This window comes from Ruegeria sp. CDSC052 (assembly GCF_059610685.1).
In genome coordinates this window covers 127,241-144,471 of the sequence record NZ_JBXWOB010000005.1, presented here as the reverse complement: position 1 = coordinate 144,471, position 17,231 = coordinate 127,241, and the positions used below count along the sequence as shown (strand labels likewise).

The 17,231-nt window shown below is 58.1% G+C and carries 18 protein-coding genes and 1 pseudogene; 15 read left to right on the top strand and 4 right to left on the bottom strand.

Annotated elements, in window-relative coordinates; genetic code table 11:
- Positions 1-16 precede the first annotated feature (16 nt).
- The gene (gatA, locus tag AC2FIM_RS10960) at positions 17-1,504 is read right to left on the bottom strand and encodes an Asp-tRNA(Asn)/Glu-tRNA(Gln) amidotransferase subunit GatA (RefSeq protein ID WP_271949391.1); all 1,488 of its coding nucleotides are present in this window, start codon (positions 1,502-1,504) and stop codon (positions 17-19) included.
- A gap of 3 nt (positions 1,505-1,507) precedes the next feature.
- Positions 1,508-1,795, bottom strand: coding sequence for an Asp-tRNA(Asn)/Glu-tRNA(Gln) amidotransferase subunit GatC (gene gatC, locus AC2FIM_RS10955; RefSeq protein WP_142636734.1), 288 nt, complete (start codon positions 1,793-1,795; stop codon positions 1,508-1,510).
- A 227-nt stretch (positions 1,796-2,022) separates the two neighbouring features.
- Between gatC and AC2FIM_RS10950 the strand changes: the two genes are divergently transcribed.
- Both AC2FIM_RS10950 and AC2FIM_RS10945 read left to right on the top strand, forming a co-directional pair.
- Entirely contained in the window at positions 2,023-2,181 is a 159-nt protein-coding gene (locus tag AC2FIM_RS10950) for a hypothetical protein (protein ID WP_496677714.1), read from the top strand.
- 136 nt (positions 2,182-2,317) lie between these two features.
- On the top strand, positions 2,318-2,881 hold the full coding sequence (locus tag AC2FIM_RS10945; protein ID WP_496677713.1) for a DUF4202 domain-containing protein: 564 nt from the start codon (positions 2,318-2,320) through the stop codon (positions 2,879-2,881).
- Here AC2FIM_RS10945 and AC2FIM_RS10940 read toward each other — a convergent pair.
- Complete coding sequence (locus AC2FIM_RS10940) at positions 2,872-3,528, bottom strand: ceramidase domain-containing protein (RefSeq protein ID WP_496677712.1); 657 nt, start codon at positions 3,526-3,528, stop codon at positions 2,872-2,874. The two genes, AC2FIM_RS10945 and AC2FIM_RS10940, sit on opposite strands and share 10 nt — an antisense overlap.
- 58 nt (positions 3,529-3,586) lie before the next feature.
- Here AC2FIM_RS10940 and AC2FIM_RS10935 point away from each other — a divergent pair, with 58 nt between their 5' ends.
- Positions 3,587-4,279 carry a metal-dependent hydrolase gene (locus AC2FIM_RS10935; protein ID WP_271949385.1) on the top strand — a complete coding sequence of 231 codons (693 nt, stop codon included), beginning with the start codon at positions 3,587-3,589 and terminating at the stop codon, positions 4,277-4,279.
- Positions 4,280-4,286: 7 nt separating this feature from the next.
- Positions 4,287-5,264, top strand: coding sequence for a nuclear transport factor 2 family protein (locus tag AC2FIM_RS10930; RefSeq protein ID WP_271949383.1), 978 nt, complete (start codon positions 4,287-4,289; stop codon positions 5,262-5,264).
- Between the two features lie 25 nt (positions 5,265-5,289).
- Here AC2FIM_RS10930 and AC2FIM_RS10925 read toward each other — a convergent pair whose 3' ends face one another.
- Positions 5,290-5,745: a nucleoside deaminase gene (locus tag AC2FIM_RS10925; RefSeq protein WP_271949381.1), complete on the bottom strand. Its 456-nt coding sequence runs from the start codon at positions 5,743-5,745 to the stop codon at positions 5,290-5,292.
- A 61-nt stretch (positions 5,746-5,806) separates the two neighbouring features.
- On the opposite strand from AC2FIM_RS10925, the pseudogene AC2FIM_RS10920 reads away from it, so the two are divergent.
- From AC2FIM_RS10920 to AC2FIM_RS10870, 11 genes and pseudogenes are all read left to right on the top strand, one after another.
- Positions 5,807-6,613 (top strand): annotated as a pseudogene (locus AC2FIM_RS10920) (pseudouridine synthase); the annotation flags it as partial.
- Between the two features lie 177 nt (positions 6,614-6,790).
- Positions 6,791-7,705, top strand: a complete 915-nt coding sequence (locus AC2FIM_RS10915) for a 5-bromo-4-chloroindolyl phosphate hydrolysis family protein (protein ID WP_496731996.1) — start codon at positions 6,791-6,793, stop codon at positions 7,703-7,705.
- Between the two features lie 31 nt (positions 7,706-7,736).
- The gene (locus AC2FIM_RS10910) at positions 7,737-8,927 is read left to right on the top strand and encodes a toxic anion resistance protein (RefSeq protein ID WP_496731994.1); all 1,191 of its coding nucleotides are present in this window, start codon (positions 7,737-7,739) and stop codon (positions 8,925-8,927) included.
- Positions 8,896-9,900, top strand: a complete 1,005-nt coding sequence (locus tag AC2FIM_RS10905; protein WP_496701987.1) for a DUF2927 domain-containing protein — start codon at positions 8,896-8,898, stop codon at positions 9,898-9,900. Before AC2FIM_RS10910 ends, AC2FIM_RS10905 begins: the two co-directional genes overlap by 32 nt.
- A gap of 22 nt (positions 9,901-9,922) precedes the next feature.
- Complete coding sequence (locus AC2FIM_RS10900; protein WP_496694759.1) at positions 9,923-11,071, top strand: SPFH domain-containing protein; 1,149 nt, start codon at positions 9,923-9,925, stop codon at positions 11,069-11,071.
- Between the two features lie 65 nt (positions 11,072-11,136).
- Positions 11,137-11,628, top strand: coding sequence for a cytochrome b (locus AC2FIM_RS10895; RefSeq protein WP_281994944.1), 492 nt, complete (start codon positions 11,137-11,139; stop codon positions 11,626-11,628).
- 18 nt (positions 11,629-11,646) lie between these two features.
- Positions 11,647-12,756 (top strand): TFIIB-type zinc finger domain-containing protein, encoded by a 1,110-nt coding sequence (locus AC2FIM_RS10890; RefSeq protein WP_281972708.1) that lies wholly within the window; start codon positions 11,647-11,649, stop codon positions 12,754-12,756.
- 85 nt (positions 12,757-12,841) lie between these two features.
- Positions 12,842-13,510, top strand: coding sequence for a nitroreductase (locus AC2FIM_RS10885; protein ID WP_496677707.1), 669 nt, complete (start codon positions 12,842-12,844; stop codon positions 13,508-13,510).
- A gap of 20 nt (positions 13,511-13,530) precedes the next feature.
- The gene (gene dtd, locus AC2FIM_RS10880) at positions 13,531-13,968 is read left to right on the top strand and encodes a D-aminoacyl-tRNA deacylase (protein ID WP_496708126.1); all 438 of its coding nucleotides are present in this window, start codon (positions 13,531-13,533) and stop codon (positions 13,966-13,968) included.
- Positions 13,968-15,071 (top strand): DUF4147 domain-containing protein, encoded by a 1,104-nt coding sequence (locus AC2FIM_RS10875; RefSeq protein WP_496677704.1) that lies wholly within the window; start codon positions 13,968-13,970, stop codon positions 15,069-15,071. The genes dtd and AC2FIM_RS10875 overlap by 1 nt, the downstream gene beginning before the upstream one ends.
- A gap of 51 nt (positions 15,072-15,122) precedes the next feature.
- Positions 15,123-17,114, top strand: coding sequence for a CocE/NonD family hydrolase (locus AC2FIM_RS10870; RefSeq protein ID WP_496677702.1), 1,992 nt, complete (start codon positions 15,123-15,125; stop codon positions 17,112-17,114).
- Positions 17,115-17,231 lie beyond the last annotated feature (117 nt).

The following is a 17,231-nucleotide window of genomic DNA, read 5'->3' as shown; positions in this document are numbered from 1 at the left end:
CTTGTTGATCAGAGGATTACCACCATTTCCCCGGCTTGGCCACAAAGCCCGCAGCGCTTTCCAGCGCATAGGCCGTGTTCAGCAAATCGCCTTCGTCCCATGGACGGCCAATCAGCTGCAGACCAAGCGGCAAACCCTGAGAATCAAGACCTGCAGGAACCGAAATGCCCGGCAAACCAGCAAGGTTGACCGTCACGGTAAAGACGTCGTTCAGATACATCTGAACCGGATCCGCCTCGGTCATTTCGCCCAGTCCGAACGACGCCGACGGCGTGGCCGGGGTCAGGATGGCGTCGACACCGGCGGCGAAGACGTCCTCGAAATCTTTCTTGATCAGGGTACGGACCTTGCGGGCGCGGTTATAATAGGCGTCATAGAAACCCGCCGACAGAACATATGTCCCGACCATCACCCGGCGCTGCACCTCGTGCCCGAAGCCTTCGGCGCGGGTCTTTTCGTACATCTCGGTGATGCCGTCGCCCTGCCCTATCTGCGCGCGGCGGCCATAGCGGACACCATCATAGCGCGCCAGGTTCGAGGACGCCTCGGCAGGCGCAATCACGTAATAGGCGGGCAGCGCGTATTTGGTATGCGGCAGAGAGATGTCGACGATCTCGGCCCCTGCGTCCTTCAGCATCGCCGCGCCATCTGCCCAGAGTTTTTCGATCTCGGCGGGCATGCCGTCCATCCGGTATTCCTTGGGGATACCGATCTTCTTACCCTTGATGTCGCCGGTCAGCATGGCCTCGAAATTCGGGACGGCCAACTCGGCGCTGGTGGAATCCTTGGGGTCATGACCGCACATGGTTTCCAGCATGATCGCCGCGTCGCGGACATTCTTGGTCATCGGTCCGGCCTGATCCAGTGAGGATGCAAAGGCCACGATGCCCCAGCGCGAACACCGGCCATAGGTCGGCTTGATGCCAGTAATCCCGACAAAAGCCGCTGGTTGACGGATCGAGCCGCCAGTATCGGTGCCAGTGGCGGCCAGACACAGATCAGCTGACACCGCCGAAGCCGATCCGCCGGAGGACCCGCCCGGTGTCAGCTGTGCGTCGTCATTGCCACGGCGCCACGGGCTGACCGCATTGCCATAGACCGAAGTTTCGTTGCTGCTGCCCATGGCAAACTCGTCCATGTTCAGCTTGCCCAGCATCACGGCACCCGCGTCGGCCAGTTGCTGCGAAACGGTAGATTCGTATTCAGGTTTGAAGCCTTCAAGAATCTTTGAGGCTGCCTGCGAGGGCACGCCCTTGGTGCAGAATAGGTCCTTGATGCCGATCGGCAGACCACACATCGACGGCGCATCACCCGCTTTGATGCGCGCGTCCGCTGCCTTGGCACGTTCTATCGCGATCTCGGGGGTTTTATGAACAAAAGCGTTCAGCGCATCTGCTGCATCAATGGCGGTCAAGCAGGCTTCGGTCAGCTCGACCGAGGTGACATCACCGGCACGCAGCGCGTCGCGGGCTTCGGCCAGGCCCAGTTTGTTCAGATCGCTCATGTCTTACTCCACCACTTTGGGGACTGCGAAAAAACCTTCGCGTGCGTCGGGGGCATTGGCCAGAACCTTGTCCTGCTGGTTGCCGTCGGTGACCACATCCTGGCGGCGCTTCAGGCGCATCGGTTCGACCGAAACCATCGGCTCGACACCGTCGACATCCACTTCATTCAACTGTTCGATGAACCCAAGAATGGTGTTGAACTCGGATGCCAGCGCAGGCAGCGCGTCATCCTCGACCTTGATCCGGGCCAGTTTGGCCACCTTTGCGGCGGTGCTTTGGTCAATCGACATCGGAAAACCTCATATGCGTCAGGGGGCATTTACCTGTCTGATGCCTCGGTCGCAAGGGTAGCAGGCGGTTGTTCTGCCCCTTCTATGCAAGGAAGTGGCTTAGCCATACAAAAATGCATAGCGCCTATGCACAAAAGTAAACCAATTAGTTCAGAATCCGCCTTGAAAAAGTGAACTGCGCCGTTCACTTCTTACAGCATGGCACAGCCACTAACTGGAGTAAGATGATGAAAACGCTCATGACCGCATTTGTGTTGGCCACTACTGTTCTTGCTGCGCAAGCTCAGGCATTCGGACCCACCATGGGTTCGCTAACCCGCGACCTGTCTTTCCCCGATCAGGTTTCCGAACCAGTTACACAGGACAAAACGAAGCTGGGTAACTGACGCCACAACTTCGTCCGGGTCGGATCCCCCCTCTCCGACCCGGAATTTCGCATTTGACTGCTGCGTTTGATTTGCCGACCCGCTACGATGCGTCCGAACACACCGCCGGATTTCCGGCAAGCCCACGGAGCATAGAATGAGCGCGCGAAAACAGGCAGTCCTGGACGCAATCGACGCAGCCAACACCCAAGATCCAACCTTAGAGAACGGCCAACCCGCAGCGTTGCTTTACGGACAACGCATGAGCGCTGAACTGGCCAGGCTTTTTCCCGATGCATCGAACTCGCTTGAGATCGCCGCACGCGGGCAACATGTTGAACGCTGGAAGCTGGCCCGAAGTGAATATCCCGAAGGGCGCGCCGGGTATCTGGCTTGGCGCAAGGCGCAGGGCGAACACCATGCGCAAACCGTCATGACCTTGATGAAGCAGTGCGGATTTGAAGAAAACGAAATCCAAGACGCCGGACGCATGGTGCGCAAGCAGGGTATCAAACGTGACATCGAGGTGCAGGCGCTGGAAGATGTGGCCTGTTTTGTGTTCCTCAAATGGTATTTCGCTCCCTTCGCCGAAAAGCACTCGCAGGAAAAAATCCTCAGCATTGTCGAGAAAACCGCGCGTAAGATGTCATCCGATGCACGCACCAGGGTTCTGGCCGAATTTGACCTGCCGGCAGAACTGGCTGCTGCGTTTCAGGCCTGAGACGCACGGCTTAGGTGCCTGCGGTAGACCTCGATCATCCAGCCCAACATCGTGGCGTTCAGGATGTGCCACAGAAAATGCGTGCCAGTCGGGAACTGCGTGCAAATCGGTGCGTCCAAAGCGCGAAAGGTAATTGACACGATCAGGATCACTGCGCCGGTCGCCAGCCCGCGGGCGGTATCAGGCAGGCATTTCGACAACAGGACGGCGTAAATCAGGATCAATAGCGGCACCGGAGCATAGGCGGCCGATCCGCCCAGACCCGGAATCAGTTGGAACACCGGAATCGTCAAAGCGGCATATGGCACAAACAGGGCCGCGCCGATCCCCGCGTAAAGCGGCCGCAACTGCCAGACGTCGCGATTCATTGCAAAAATATAGGTCAGGATAAAAAGCAGGATGGGTGCTGTATCCGTCAACGCGGACCAGACCTGTGCATGGGTGTGAAACAAATAACTGCCAATTCCGATGCCGACCAGGATAACCACAAGCATTTTTGCCAATGGCATCCCCGGCCCGCGCACCCGCCGCCACATAATGAAAGCCGCAATCAAAAAGGCGGCATTCGTAACCGCATTTATCGGCTCTGCCCAATAGGCAGGCGATAAACGCTCGCAATAACTGTCAATTTCCCGAAACCAATCCATGAAATTTTACATACCCGATGCTAGTCTGCAGCCAACAGTTCATTTGGGAGTGCTTTTCATGAATATCATCTGGCTTGGGCATGGCAGCTTTCGCATTGAAACAGCAGGACAGGTTCTTCTGATCGACCCTTGGCTGACCGGCAACCCCGTTTTGCCTGAAGATCAGCATGACGCTGCTTTGGAAGACGCGACACATATCCTGCTGACACACACGCATTTCGATCATGTTGTTGACGTTGTCTCATTGGCCAAACATCTGAACGTCCCCGTGGTCGGTCAGTATGACCTAATGGGGTACTGGAGCGAAGCCGAGGGTCTGGAAACAGTCGGCTTCAACAAAGGCGGCACGGTCAACCTGAACGGCGTTATGGTCTCGATGGTACCCGCCTCGCACAGCTCGACATTTTCGACCCCAGACGGGCTGCGAACCGGCGGCAGCGAGGTCGGTTTCATGATCTCATCCGAGGGGCACATGCTCTATGTTTCGGGCGACACCGATATCATGGCCGATATGGGCTGGATGGGGGATTACTATAATCCCGATATTGGTATCCTGTCCGCAGGGGGCCACTTTACCATGGACATGAGAGGCGCCGCCTATGCTGCAAAGCGCTATTTCAATTTCAAAACCGTGATTCCCTGCCATTACAAGACCTTCCCGATTCTGGAACAATCCGCGCAGGTGCTGGCGGACGGTTTGCCGGGTGTCGAGGTGATCGAACCGCAGCTGATGCAAGCCATCAAGCTGTAGCCGCTTGATGAGTAACGCGGTAACACCCTCTCCAGAACTGGTCGCCGTCATACGGCGCTGGAATGATGCGGTTCGCCTCAAGGATCGCGCCGCGCTGATGAACCTGCTCTCGTCATCTGAACATCTGCGGTATCAGGGGTCGGCAGATGGCGAAAGCTGGTCCGGACAGGTGTTCCGCCAGGGCTTTGCCGACCACACCCGCGAAATTCCGGATTTCAGCTGGGACGAACATTCGCTCGAGGCGTTTGAATGCGGTGACATAGGATGGGCCCATTGCGAAGCAACACTTGCATTCACATCAAACGGCAAAGCCACGCTCCATAGGTTCACCTTTGTATTGCATCTGGAAAACGGTGTCTGGAAGATGATCCAGATGCATGTCTCCAACCCGACTTCGAACATGGAGAAAATCGGGATCGAGCATGAAGCGCTGAACGCATTGATCGCGGCAGCTCGGCAGGAATTCACTCAGGATCAACAAGAGGGCGCGGCTTCGGTCATGTTTACTGATATCGCGGGTTCTTCTGAAATCACGCGTCAGGTCGGAGATCACAAATGGACCGCGCTCATATCCAGCCATTTCGATCTGGCTGAAAACCTGATTCACACCCATGGCGGCCGACTGGTCAAATCACTTGGGGATGGCACGATGTCGATCTTCTCCTCTGTCCACGACGCGATCCAAGCGGCGACCGAATTCCAAAGGGAAAATGCGGCCCTACAGTCGGATATACCCTTGGGTCTTCGGGTTGGCATTCATACCGGCGATGTCATTCAGCGGGACGAGGATTTCTTTGGATCGGTGGTCAATAAGGCCGCACGGGTGACTGGCCTTTGTGGCGCGAATGAAATTCTTGTCACCGACGTTACCCGATTGCTGCTGGGCGCGACCGCCGGGCTGCAGTTCAGCGCTCCGATTTCGGCTCAACTAAAGGGGTTCGGTGGGCCACAGACGGTCTATCGCGTGGACTGGGCCGAACCCTAGCACCGCAGGCCGGTCCCAACCCAGATTATTTACTGGCCCTCTTTTTGGTGAAGAATTCGCGCAGCAGGGCTTCGCAATCCTTGGCGGCAATACCGTCAAACACTTCGGGTTTATGGTGCGACTGTGGATGGGAAAACACACGCGCCCCGTGAGCTACCCCACCCGATTTGGGATCAGAGGCCCCGTAATAGATCCGCCGAACACGAGCGGCGGCCAAAGCCGCGGCGCACATCGCGCAGGGTTCCAGTGTGACATAGATGTCGTGGTCAATCAGGCGTTCCGATCCGGTCGCAGCACAGGCGGCGCGCAGGGCCAGTATCTCGGCATGTGCGGTTGGGTCGTTCAACTCGCGTGTCTGATTGCCTGCCACGGCGACAACCCGGTCGCCCAGCACGATAGCAGCCCCTACCGGAACTTCGCCGCGTTCACCGGCTTCGCGCGCCTGCTCAAGCGCGATATCCATGTACGATCTGAACTCCATGCCTCTGACTGCATCAGAAACCTGCCTTTCGCAAGGCGGCGGGATGCGCTATGGGCTGCAAATGACTAATACCCCTCCTCCAGGCGACCGGATCGCCAAAGTCCTTGCCCGCGCTGGCGTCGCCTCGCGCCGGGAAGCGGAACGCATGATCGAAGCAGGTCGTGTGGTTGTGAACGGCAAGACCATCGACAGCCCCGCGCTGAACGTTACCGCCAAAGACAAGATCACCGTCGACGGCAAGCCGGTGTCCGAGCCGGAACCGTCACGTCTTTGGCTGTACCACAAGCCACCCGGTCTGGTTACGACGACGAAGGACGAAAAAGGCCGCGCGACGATCTTCGACAAGTTGCCCGAGGACATGCCCCGCGTCATGAGCGTCGGGCGGCTTGACCTGAACTCGGAAGGGTTGCTGTTGCTGACAAATGATGGCGGCATCAAGCGCAAGCTGGAACTGCCTGCCACTGGATGGCTGCGCAGATACCGCGTCCGTGTAAACGGGCGTCCAAAAGACGAGGATTTCGCGCCGCTCCGAAAGGGGCTGGTGATCGAGGGTGAACGGTTCCAACCGATGGACGTAACACTCGATCGGCAGCAGGGCGCAAACGCCTGGCTGACCATTGGCCTGCGCGAAGGTAAAAACCGCGAAATCCGCCGCGCGATTGAGGATATCGGCTTTGCCGTGAACCGGTTGCTGCGCGTCTCGTACGGCCCGTTTCAGTTGGGCAAACTGAAACCCGGAGAGGTCGAGGAAATTCGCCGCCGGGTCATGCGTGATCAGCTTGGTCTTGAGGCTGAGCCCGAGGCTCCGGCCAAACGCCCTGCACGGCCACAGCGCAAACGGCCTCCGATCGGCAAGAAATCTCGCAAATGATAAGGGTTAGGTAACCTTCCCCCTAGCGCCGGGGCCGCGCATCCCCTAAGTTTTCCGCAAAGAGAAACTCAGGGAGCATCATGTCCGGGTCCGGAGTACAAAAACTGGCTTACGTGGCCTTATTGGTTCTGTTGTTCGGCGTCTGCACCGGGTTACTGGGAGGGCTGTAAGCACATGGCCAAACGCTTTGGCGGCAAATACAGCCCAAACGACTCAGATTCGTCGACAGATCAACCGGCGCGCGGTCAGTTTGATGGCGCGCGCGTAGAACCAGCTGGTGCACGGGCTAATATCCTGTTTATCCCGGCTGTTCCATTGGTGTTTCTGTCGCTGAACGACGGTGCAATCGGGATGACCATTGGCCTGATTGCCGCTGGTTTGCTGACCGGGGCGGCCTTTCTGCTGCGCGAAGGGTTGCGGGCCGAAGCGGCCTATAACGCGCGGCGCACAGCCCGGCGCCCGGCAATTCCCCGCAAGATATTTTCCAGCGTTCTGACCGGCCTTGGGGCTGGATTGGCCTCATACCGATCCGAGTTTCTCGATGCGGCAACCGTGTCTGACGCCAGCCTCATCGCCCCAGTTTTATTCGGCACCGCTGCTGCTGTGTTGCATTCCGTTTCCTTCGGCCTGGACCCTATGTCAGACAAAGGCATGGAAGGCATCGATACCTTTCAGCAGGACCGTGTCGCACGGGTAGTCGAAAACGCTGAGGTGCATCTGACCGAAATGACCGACGCCATCAAACGTGCTGGGGACCGCCGGATCGAAGCGCGGGTCGAGCGATTTCAGGAAACTGCCCGCGATTTGTTTCGCACCGTCGAAGAAGACCCGCGCGATCTGGCCGGAGCAAGAAAATACCTGACCGTCTATCTGCAGGGTGCCCGTGACGCGACGGTAAAGTTCTCGGATGTTTATGCCAGAACACGTGATGCACAGTCGCTGCAGAATTACTCGTCTCTACTGGATGACCTGGAACAGAATTTCTCTGCCAGGACCCGTAAGATGCTATTGGATGACCGCAGCGATCTGACGGTTGAAATTGACGTGCTGCGCGAACGGTTGCAGCGCGAAGGCGTTCGGTTGGACTGACCGGCCCAAAGTATACAGAGAGGATTACCCCATGTCCGAGGAAGTAAAGAACAAGGCGGTCGAAGCCGAAACGCTGGTACAGGAAGTGACCGCCGTAGCCCTGCCCGACCCCACGGCGGAAGTTGTCCTTCTGAAAGAGGCCGACGAGCCTGTAGGTGCTGAAATTCGTAAACGCATGGGCGAGATCGACATGGGGAACACGAATTCCATCGTGTCCTTCGGCTCGGGTGCGCAGGCCGAGTTGCAGGAAATCAGCCAGGCGATGCTGGCGGATGTACGCAACAAGGATGTCGGTCCGGCAGGTGACAGCCTGCGTCATATCGTGACCACGATCCGTGGATTCTCGGTCAGCGAACTCGACGTGCGGCGCGAGCGTAGCTGGTGGGAAAAACTGTTGGGCAAGGCCGCCCCGTTCGCCAAGTTCACCGCCCAATACGAACAGGTTCAAGGCCAGATCGACCGGATCACGGATGACTTGCTTTCGCATGAACATACGCTGTTGAAGGACATCAAGTCCCTTGACATCCTGTATGAAAAGACGCTGGGCTTTTATGATGAGCTGGCGCTTTACATCGCTGCGGGCGAAGAGAAGTTGAACGAACTGGACAGCCGGGACATTCCTCAGAAAGAGGCCGAGGTTCAGGCCGCGCCCGAAGAGGATCAGGTGATGAAAGCGCAGGAGCTGCGCGATTTGCGTGCTGCGCGCGATGATCTGGAACGCCGGGTGCATGATCTGAAGCTGACGCGACAGGTAACCATGCAGTCGCTGCCCTCGATCCGTCTGGTTCAGGAAAATGACAAATCCCTGGTGACCAAGATCAACTCGACCCTAGTGAACACCGTGCCGCTCTGGGAAACCCAGCTGGCACAAGCCGTTACCATTCAGCGCAGCGCCGAGGCCACCGCCGCCGTGCGCGATGCGAATGACCTAACCAACGACCTTCTGACTGCGAATGCCGCCAACCTGCGCGAGTCGAACAAGGTGATCCGTCAGGAAATGGAGCGCGGTGTCTTTGATATCGAGGCCGTAAAACAGGCCAATGCCGATCTGATCGGAACCATCAATGAAAGCCTGGAGATTGCGGATGAAGGCAAGGCCAAACGCGCCGCTGCCGAGCAAGAGCTGCAGAAGATGGAAACCGAACTGCGCGACACTTTGGCCGCAGCCAAAGCGCGCAAGGACGGTATCGGTGACAACGCCGGAACAGCTGTTCCGGGCTAATGGTGGATTGAAGGTGCGGTCACTGGGATATCTGAAGCCCGTATTGGGTCTGGTCGCATTGCTGGCGTTGGCCAACTGCGACGAGGCCCTGACGTCTTCGGTTGCCACTCAACCGCGCCCCGTAGTCCCCCCAGCGCCTGCCCCTAATGCCTATGTACCTCCATCTGCGGCCAGTCAGGATCTGGCGCGGTTCTATCAGCGGGTAGAACGTGACCTGCTAACGCGTGGTATGCTGCGCAGCGATGGCGGCGGGCCGGACACACCCTATGATGCCAGCGATCTGGAGCGCAATTTCGAGACGATTGCCTTTTTCAACGAGTATCCAGATCACGCCGTCACCGCGACCACATACTCGACCGAGGGCCAGCTTAGCCGATGGTCCGCCCCCATCCGTGTTCAGACAGAATTCGCCCCGTCTGTGTCCCCCGAAATGCGGGCAAAGGATGCCGAACAGGTCGAGACCTTTACCGCGCGGCTGTCCAAAGTGACCGGTCATCCGATGTCTGTCGTTACCCGCAAGGCAAATTTCCATGTCTTTTTCGCGGGAAAGGATGACAGTGCATACGTGGTCTCCCGCCTGAAACAGCTTGTACCTGGCATCGATCAGCCATTGCTTGACCTGGTTGCAAACCCGCGTTCAAATATTGACTGTTTTGTCATCGCGTCTCCGACCAACCGGTCCCTGCACCGATTTGTTCGGGCGGTGGTGCTGATCCGTGCTGAATTGCCTGATATGCTGCGGCGCAGTTGCATCCACGAAGAAATGGCGCAGGGGCTGGGACTCTCCAATGACAGCAACGCTGCGCGACCATCCATCTTTAATGATGACGATGAATTTGCGCTGCTGACCAGCCATGACGAGAAATTACTGACAATGCTCTATGACCCGCGTCTTGAGCCTGGCGTGGCTGTCGAAGACGCGCGTCCCGTGGTGCGGATCATTGCGCGCGAACTGATGGGCCAGCAGCTGTGAGCCCAAGATAAGGAGACCCCAAATGGGTATTTTCGATTTTCTGACCGGCGAGTTCATCGACGTCATCCACTGGGTCGACGACACCCGCGATACGATGGTCTGGCGGTTCGAACGCGAGGGCCATGCGATCAAATACGGCGCCAAACTGACCGTGCGCGAAGGCCAGGCGGCCGTTTTCGTGCATGAGGGGCAGCTGGCGGATGTTTTCACCCCCGGTCTCTATATGCTTGAGACCAACAATATGCCGATCCTGACGACACTGCAGCATTGGGACCATGGCTTTCAGTCTCCGTTCAAATCCGAGATTTATTTCGTCAACACGACTCGCTTCAATGACCTGAAATGGGGCACCAAGAATCCGATCATGCTGCGCGATCCGGAATTCGGACCGACCCGCATTCGCGCTTTCGGTACTTATACAACCCGGGTCAAAGACCCAGCAAAATTCATGATCGAAATCGTCGGCACCGATGGTGAGTTCACGATGGATGAGATCAGCTTTCAGGTGCGCAATATCATCGTTCAGGAATTCAGCCGGGTCATCGCAGGATCAGGCATTCCGGTTCTGGACATGGCCGCCAATACCGCCGATCTGGGCAAGTTGATCGCGGCAGAAGTGACCCCGGTCTTGGACGGGTACGGGCTGGAGATGCCTGAATTTTATATCGAGAACATCTCACTGCCACCCGCAGTTGAAGCGGCGCTGGACAAGCGGACATCGATGGGGCTGGCTGGTGATCTGGGTAAATTCACCCAGTATTCAGCCGCTGAGGCGATGACAGCCGCGGCCAACAATCCCGGTCAGGGCGGTGGCATGGGCGCTGGCCTTGGCATGGGAATGGGCATGGCCATGGCACAGCAGATGTCGAACATGGCAGCGGGTCAGCCGAGCGGTCCGTGGGGCGGTTCCGCCCCCGCTGCCCAGCAACCTGCGGCGCATACGGCGCCTCCGCCGCCTCCGCCAGTGGAACACGTCTGGCATATCGCCGTTGACGGGCAAACCAGCGGGCCATTTTCCAAGGCCAAGATGGGCCGCATGGCGACAGAGGGAGAGATCACCCGTGACACCCATGTCTGGACCGCCGGTCAGGACGGCTGGAAAAAGGCGGGTGAGGTACAGGAACTGGCGCAGTTGTTCACGATCTTGCCGCCGCCCCCGCCCGGAGCCTGAAGTGACGGAAAGCTTAGGCAGCAACGTTTAACGCGTATCCGCAACCTCTCTGAAAGAGCAAACGAATGTCTACTTTGGACCGCTACTCAAAGCCCCAAATCGTATTGCACTGGCTGATCGCTGTGATCATCATCGGCGAATGGATCAGCAGCGATGGCATGGGACGGGCCCTGCACGCCCGGCTCGAGGGCAACACGGTCTGGACAGAAGGGGCCACCCCTCATGTCTGGCTTGGCTGCATCGTCTTTGCGCTGATCCTGGTCCGCATCCTTCTACGGTGGCGACAGGGCGCGCCTGCCCCGGTTGAGGAGAGCTCGGCCCTGATGGCGACCGCAGCAAAGTTGGGACATCTCTTGCTTTATGCGCTGATGGTCGCGGTGCCAATCTTCGGCATGTTGGCCTGGTTCGGGGGTATCCATGTTGCTGGTGAGGTCCACGAAACCGTGGGCAATGCCCTGTTGTTCGTCGCATTAGGTCACGCTGCCTTTGCCATCTGGCATCATTTCATCAAACGGGACGGGGTGCTGAACCGGATGCGCCTGTCCTCTGGCCGATAACGCAAATTCGAGACTTCAATGGCCCCTACCGACCCTAACATTGTAGACGAACACCGCTTTCCCTGCGATCAATGCGGGGCGGATTATCGGTTCAATCCCGGTGATGGTACGCTCACCTGTGACCATTGCGGTCACTCAGAGGCAATTGGCGCCGGACCGTGGGGCGGTTCCAGCCTGAAAGAGCTGGATTTCAACAGTGCGCTTTCGGATCAGCTGCCTGACGATGAGATCGAGGAAACGCGTGTTCTGACCTGCCCCAACTGTGCGGCTCAAGTTGAATTTGACCCGGCCACGCACGCAGCCGAATGCCCCTTTTGCGCAACCCCAGTAGTGACGGATACCGGCATCAGCCGTCACATCAAACCCCGCGGCGTGCTGCCCTTTGCGCTGGATGAACGCACTGCGCATAAGGCGATGGGAGACTGGCTGGGACGGTTATGGTTCGCCCCAAACGGGTTGAAGGATTATGCCCGCAAAGGGCGCAAGATGCAGGGTATCTATGTTCCATACTGGACCTTCGATGCGGATACGAAATCCACATATCGGGGCGAGCGCGGCATAGTTTACTATGAAACACGCAGCGTCATGCGCGATGGCAAGCGTGTACAACAAAGGGTCGCCAAGGTGAGATGGTCCCCGAAATCGGGCCGGGTCGCACGGTTCTTTGATGACGTTCTGGTTTTGGCATCCCAGTCTTTGCCCAAGAAGTACACCGACGCGCTGGAACCCTGGGATTTACCCGCGTTGGAACCGTATCAGCCTGAGTACCTCGCCGGTTTTCGGGCCGAGGCCTATACAGTCGAATTGAATGACGGCTACACCGAAGCCCGCACACATATGTCCCGCGTGATAGAACGGGATGTACGCTTTGATATTGGTGGCGATCGGCAGCGCGTTCATGCGGTTGAGACCGATGTGCGGGATGTGACCTTCAAGCATGTCCTCCTGCCGATCTGGATGGCCGCCTACAAATATCGGGGGCAGACGTACAGGTTTGTAGTAAACGGCCGCACCGGGCGCGTTCAGGGGGAACGTCCCTGGTCAGCGCTCAAGATCTCTGTCGCCGTGTGCCTTGGCCTTTTGGTAGCTGCCGGTGTTGGTTACATGGTGGCAACCGGTCAGCAATGACGTGACCGGCTAACCGCATCAGCACTTGAACATCCGCCAGTCTGACCTCATCCTGCGCCCTGTCAACGCCGATGGGGAGGCCTGTGTGACACTATCCGCTCTGAACAGTCTACTGGATCAACGGCATTCCTGCCGCGCCTTCCTGTCTGACCCGGTGCCAAAGGATCAGATTAATCAGATCCTGACCAGCGCAGCCCGCGTTCCAAGCTGGTGCAATGCGCAGCCCTGGAACGTGACCATCACCAGCGGGCCAGAGACCGATAAGTTTCGGAAGGCTCTGCAGGATGAGGTAACCGCGGACACGCCATCCCCGGACCTGCCCTTTCCTGCCTCCTATTCGGGCATCTACCAGGAACGCCGCCGTGAATGCGGCTGGGCCCTTTACGAAGCCGTTGGCGTTGAACGCGGAGATCGCGCCGGGTCCACCCGGCAGATGATGGAGAATTTCGCCCTTTTCGGAGCGCCCCATTGTGCAATCATATCCAGCCCAACGGAACTCGGCGCTTATGGCGCGATGGATTGTGGTGGCTTTGTTACGGCCTTCACCCTGGCGGCGCAGGCTCTGGGCATAGCGACAATTCCGCAGGCCGCAGTGGCCAGCTATGGCCTTTTTCTGCACCGATATTTCAACATCCCGGATGACCGTCTGATCCTATGTGCGATCTCTTTCGGCTATGCAGACAAAGACCACCCGGCCAACAGGTTTAGAACCAGTCGCGCCGCGCCCGACGCGTTTGTCGAGTGGGTCGACTGACCATCAAATGGAGGAACCAAATGCGTGCGCTGTTGCAGAGGGTCTCGCTGGCAAAAGTCTCGGTCGAGGGTACGGTGATCGGACAAACCGGTCCGGGCCTGCTGATACTGGTTTGCGCGATGCAGGGGGATGACGACCAAAAGGCCGAACAGCTTGCTGACAAGGTCTCAAAGCTGCGGATATTCAAGGATGAGGCCGGCAAGATGAACAGGTCGGTTCTGGATACGGGCGGCTCGGCCCTAGTAATCAGCCAGTTCACACTTGCCGCTGATACCTCGCGCGGGAACCGCCCGGGGTTTTCTGAAGCGGCACCGCCAGAGGTTGGAAAACGCTTGTATGAGGTTTTCGCGCATCGGCTAAGTGGTCTTGGCGTCCCTGTCGAAACCGGTCAATTCGGGGCGGATATGGCCGTCGAACTGGTCAATGACGGCCCGGTCACGATCTGGGTCGAAAGCTGATGGAGCAAAGGCAAAAGGCAACCCGAATATGGCAGGCCGGGGTTGACGCGGTTGGTGGATATGCGGCGACGTTATCCGCCTTGAACGATGTAGAGCAACCCAACCAAATTCTGGCTGTCGGCAAAGCTGCGGCGGCGATGACCCGCGCAGCGCTGGACCATTTCGGCCCCCTCCCCGCGCTGGTTGTCACCAAGGATGGCCACGGGGACGCCCTGCCTGACCATGTCAGGGTGATCGAGGCCTCTCATCCCGTTCCTGATATCCGCAGTCTGCAAGCGGGCCGCGCACTGCGTGAGATGGTCCAGTCGATGGGATCATCTTCGCATTTGCTGCTGCTGGCTTCGGGCGGGGCCTCGTCTTTGGCTGAGGACCTTGTACCCGGCAATACGCTGGCGAATCTGGAGCAGTTGAACCGAAAACTGCTGTCGGAAGGGTTGAATATCTCTGAAATGAACGCCGAACGGCGCAAACTGTCCCAAATCAAAGGGTCTGGCCTGTTGGCCCAGTTCAAAGGAGCGAAGGCGACTGTTCTGGCGATTTCCGATGTGCCCGGCGATGACCTGAACGTTATCGGATCGGGCATTGGCGCACTTCCTGAGCCGCGCGATTTTCAGGGAGTTGCGCGCATCGTTGCATCGAACAAGCATGCCCGTGCTGCCGCCGCCCGACTGGCCATGGCCGAGGGCGCACCCGTTTTAGCGAATGAGGAATGCCTGCACGATGACCTGAAAAGCATAGCAGCCCGTTTGGGGCCACGGCTGCGCAATATGCCCGAAGGCGTCATGGTTTTCGGTGGAGAGCCAACTGTCGTGCTGCCCAGAAATCCAGGCAAGGGTGGGCGCAATCAGGCCCTCGCTTTAGCGTTGGCCAGAGAAATCGCGGGTATTGCTGGGCTGACGCTGCTTGTCGGGGGCACCGACGGCACCGACGGGCCGACCCAGGCCGCGGGGGCGATTGTTGACGGGACCATTTGGGGCGATGGTGCGGAAAAGGCGCTGCGGGATGCTGACAGCGGCAGCTATCTGGAACGCGCAAATGCTCTTTTCGTCACCGGACCGACCGGAACCAACGTAATGGACCTTATTGTCGCAATCCGAGGCTGATTTGACGATTTTCACCTGCACCAAATCCCTTTTGGCCCCGAGACTGACCGAATGAATCCAGCCGACAATTCGCTACTCGACATCGAAGACCTGCCAGATGTCGGCATTCACATGCCGGATGGGTGCCGGCTTTCAGCCCGGATATGGAAGCCGTCGCGTGCAGAAAGCCACCCTGTACCTGCCATTCTGGAGTTCCTGCCCTATCGCAAGCGCGACGGCACTGCGACACGAGACGCCCTGACCCATCCTTGGTTTGCCAAGCGCGGTTATGCCTGCATCCGCGTGGACATGCGCGGCAATGGTGACAGCGAAGGGCTGATGGAGGATGAGTATACCCAGCAGGAACTGGACGATGCAGTTGCAACTATCGAGTGGCTGGCGCAGCAACCGTGGTGCTCTGGTTCTGTAGGAATGATGGGGATCAGTTGGGGCGGATTCAATGCTTTGCAGGTGGCGGCACTACAGCCAGAGGCGCTGAAGGCGATTATCACGCTGTGCTCGACCGCCGACCGGTATGCGGACGACATCCACTACAAGGGTGGCTGCCTGCTGAACGAAAATCTCGGCTGGGGCGCGACCATGTGGTCTTATTCATCGCGCGCTCCCGATCCGGCCCTGCGTCCGAACTGGCGCGAGCTGTGGCTGGACCGCCTTGAGAACGAGCCCTTTCTGCCCTCTGTCTGGTTGCGCCATCAGACTCGGGATGCCTATTGGCGTCACGGGTCAGTCTGCGAGGATTTCAGCGCTATCCGGGCGGCGACTTTGGCTGTTGGCGGCTGGGGTGATGCCTATAAGAATACGGTGCCTTTATTGGTTGAACAGCTTGATTCTCCGGTCAAGGGGATCGTCGGACCATGGGTTCACAAGTATCCGCATTTTGCTGTTCCGGAGCCCCGAATCGGATTTCTGCAAGAGGCCCTGCGTTGGTGGGACCATTGGTTGAAAGGCCAGGATACTGGCGTCGACCAGGAACCCGACTATCGCGCCTATCTTATGGATGGGGTACGCCCCCAGCGCTGGTACAAGGAACGGCCCGGTTGCTGGATAACCGAGGATAAAGGCGCGACCTCGCATCTTCCTATTCAAACTCTGAATATTTCTAATGTTGGGCTGGACCAACCCGGACCGCTGGACACGTGCATCCGATCCCCCCAGACCTGCGGGATGGAAGGCGGAGAATACTGCGCCATCTGGTTGGGGCCGGATATGCCGGGCGATCAGCGTGTGGATGATGCATTTTCGGCCTGTTTCGACAGCGCCCCACTGGCCAATGATCTGAACATCGTGGGCGCGCCGCAAATATGCCTGCACATCAGTGCCGACCGTCCCCATGCCCAGATGGCAGTGCGCTTGAATCACGTCCATCCCGATGGGGCAACAACACGCATAACATACGGTGTCCTTAACCTGTGCCATCGCGATACCCATTCGCAACCGACCGAATTGGTCCCAGGCAAGGTATACGAGGTCACGCTGGATCTGGACCATATCGCTTATCGGGTGCCAAGGGGACACCGCTTGCGGATTGCGGTATCCAGCGCCTATTGGCCGCTGATCTGGCCTTCGCCCGAGTCTGCAGAACTGCATCTGACCGAGGGCCAAATCAAGCTGCCCATCCGTCACGCGGCTAGCGAGGCATATGTATTCCCTCCCCCGGATGCCGAGGCCGCACACGACATCACGACTGTCCGAGACAGCCGGAACTCTCGACAGGTCGAAACTGACATGAATTCGGGGGAAACTCATCTGATTATCGAAGATGACTTTGGCCTTGTTACGGACAACCACCACGGCCTGACACATGGCGGAACAGCCTTTGAACGTTGGTCGATTCGCCCTGATGACCCCTTATCTGCGCGCGGATATTGCCATTGGACACAAGAGATAATCCGTGACGGCACAGAGCTGCGTACAGAAACATCTTGCGAAATGTGGTCAGACGCCGGAAACTTCTACCTCTGTGCTGAACTCAAGGCATTTGAAAACGGCAGTATGGTATTTTCAAAGACTAAGGAGGATACCGTACCGCGTAATCATATGTGAAATTCAAGCAGGTCTGAGCCGGACTTTTTTCTTGCTCGACCAACCGAATTGCGCCTAACTTGACTGGCGCGTCAATAAAAAAACCCGTCAGGGGCTGACGAGATAAATCACTGGGAG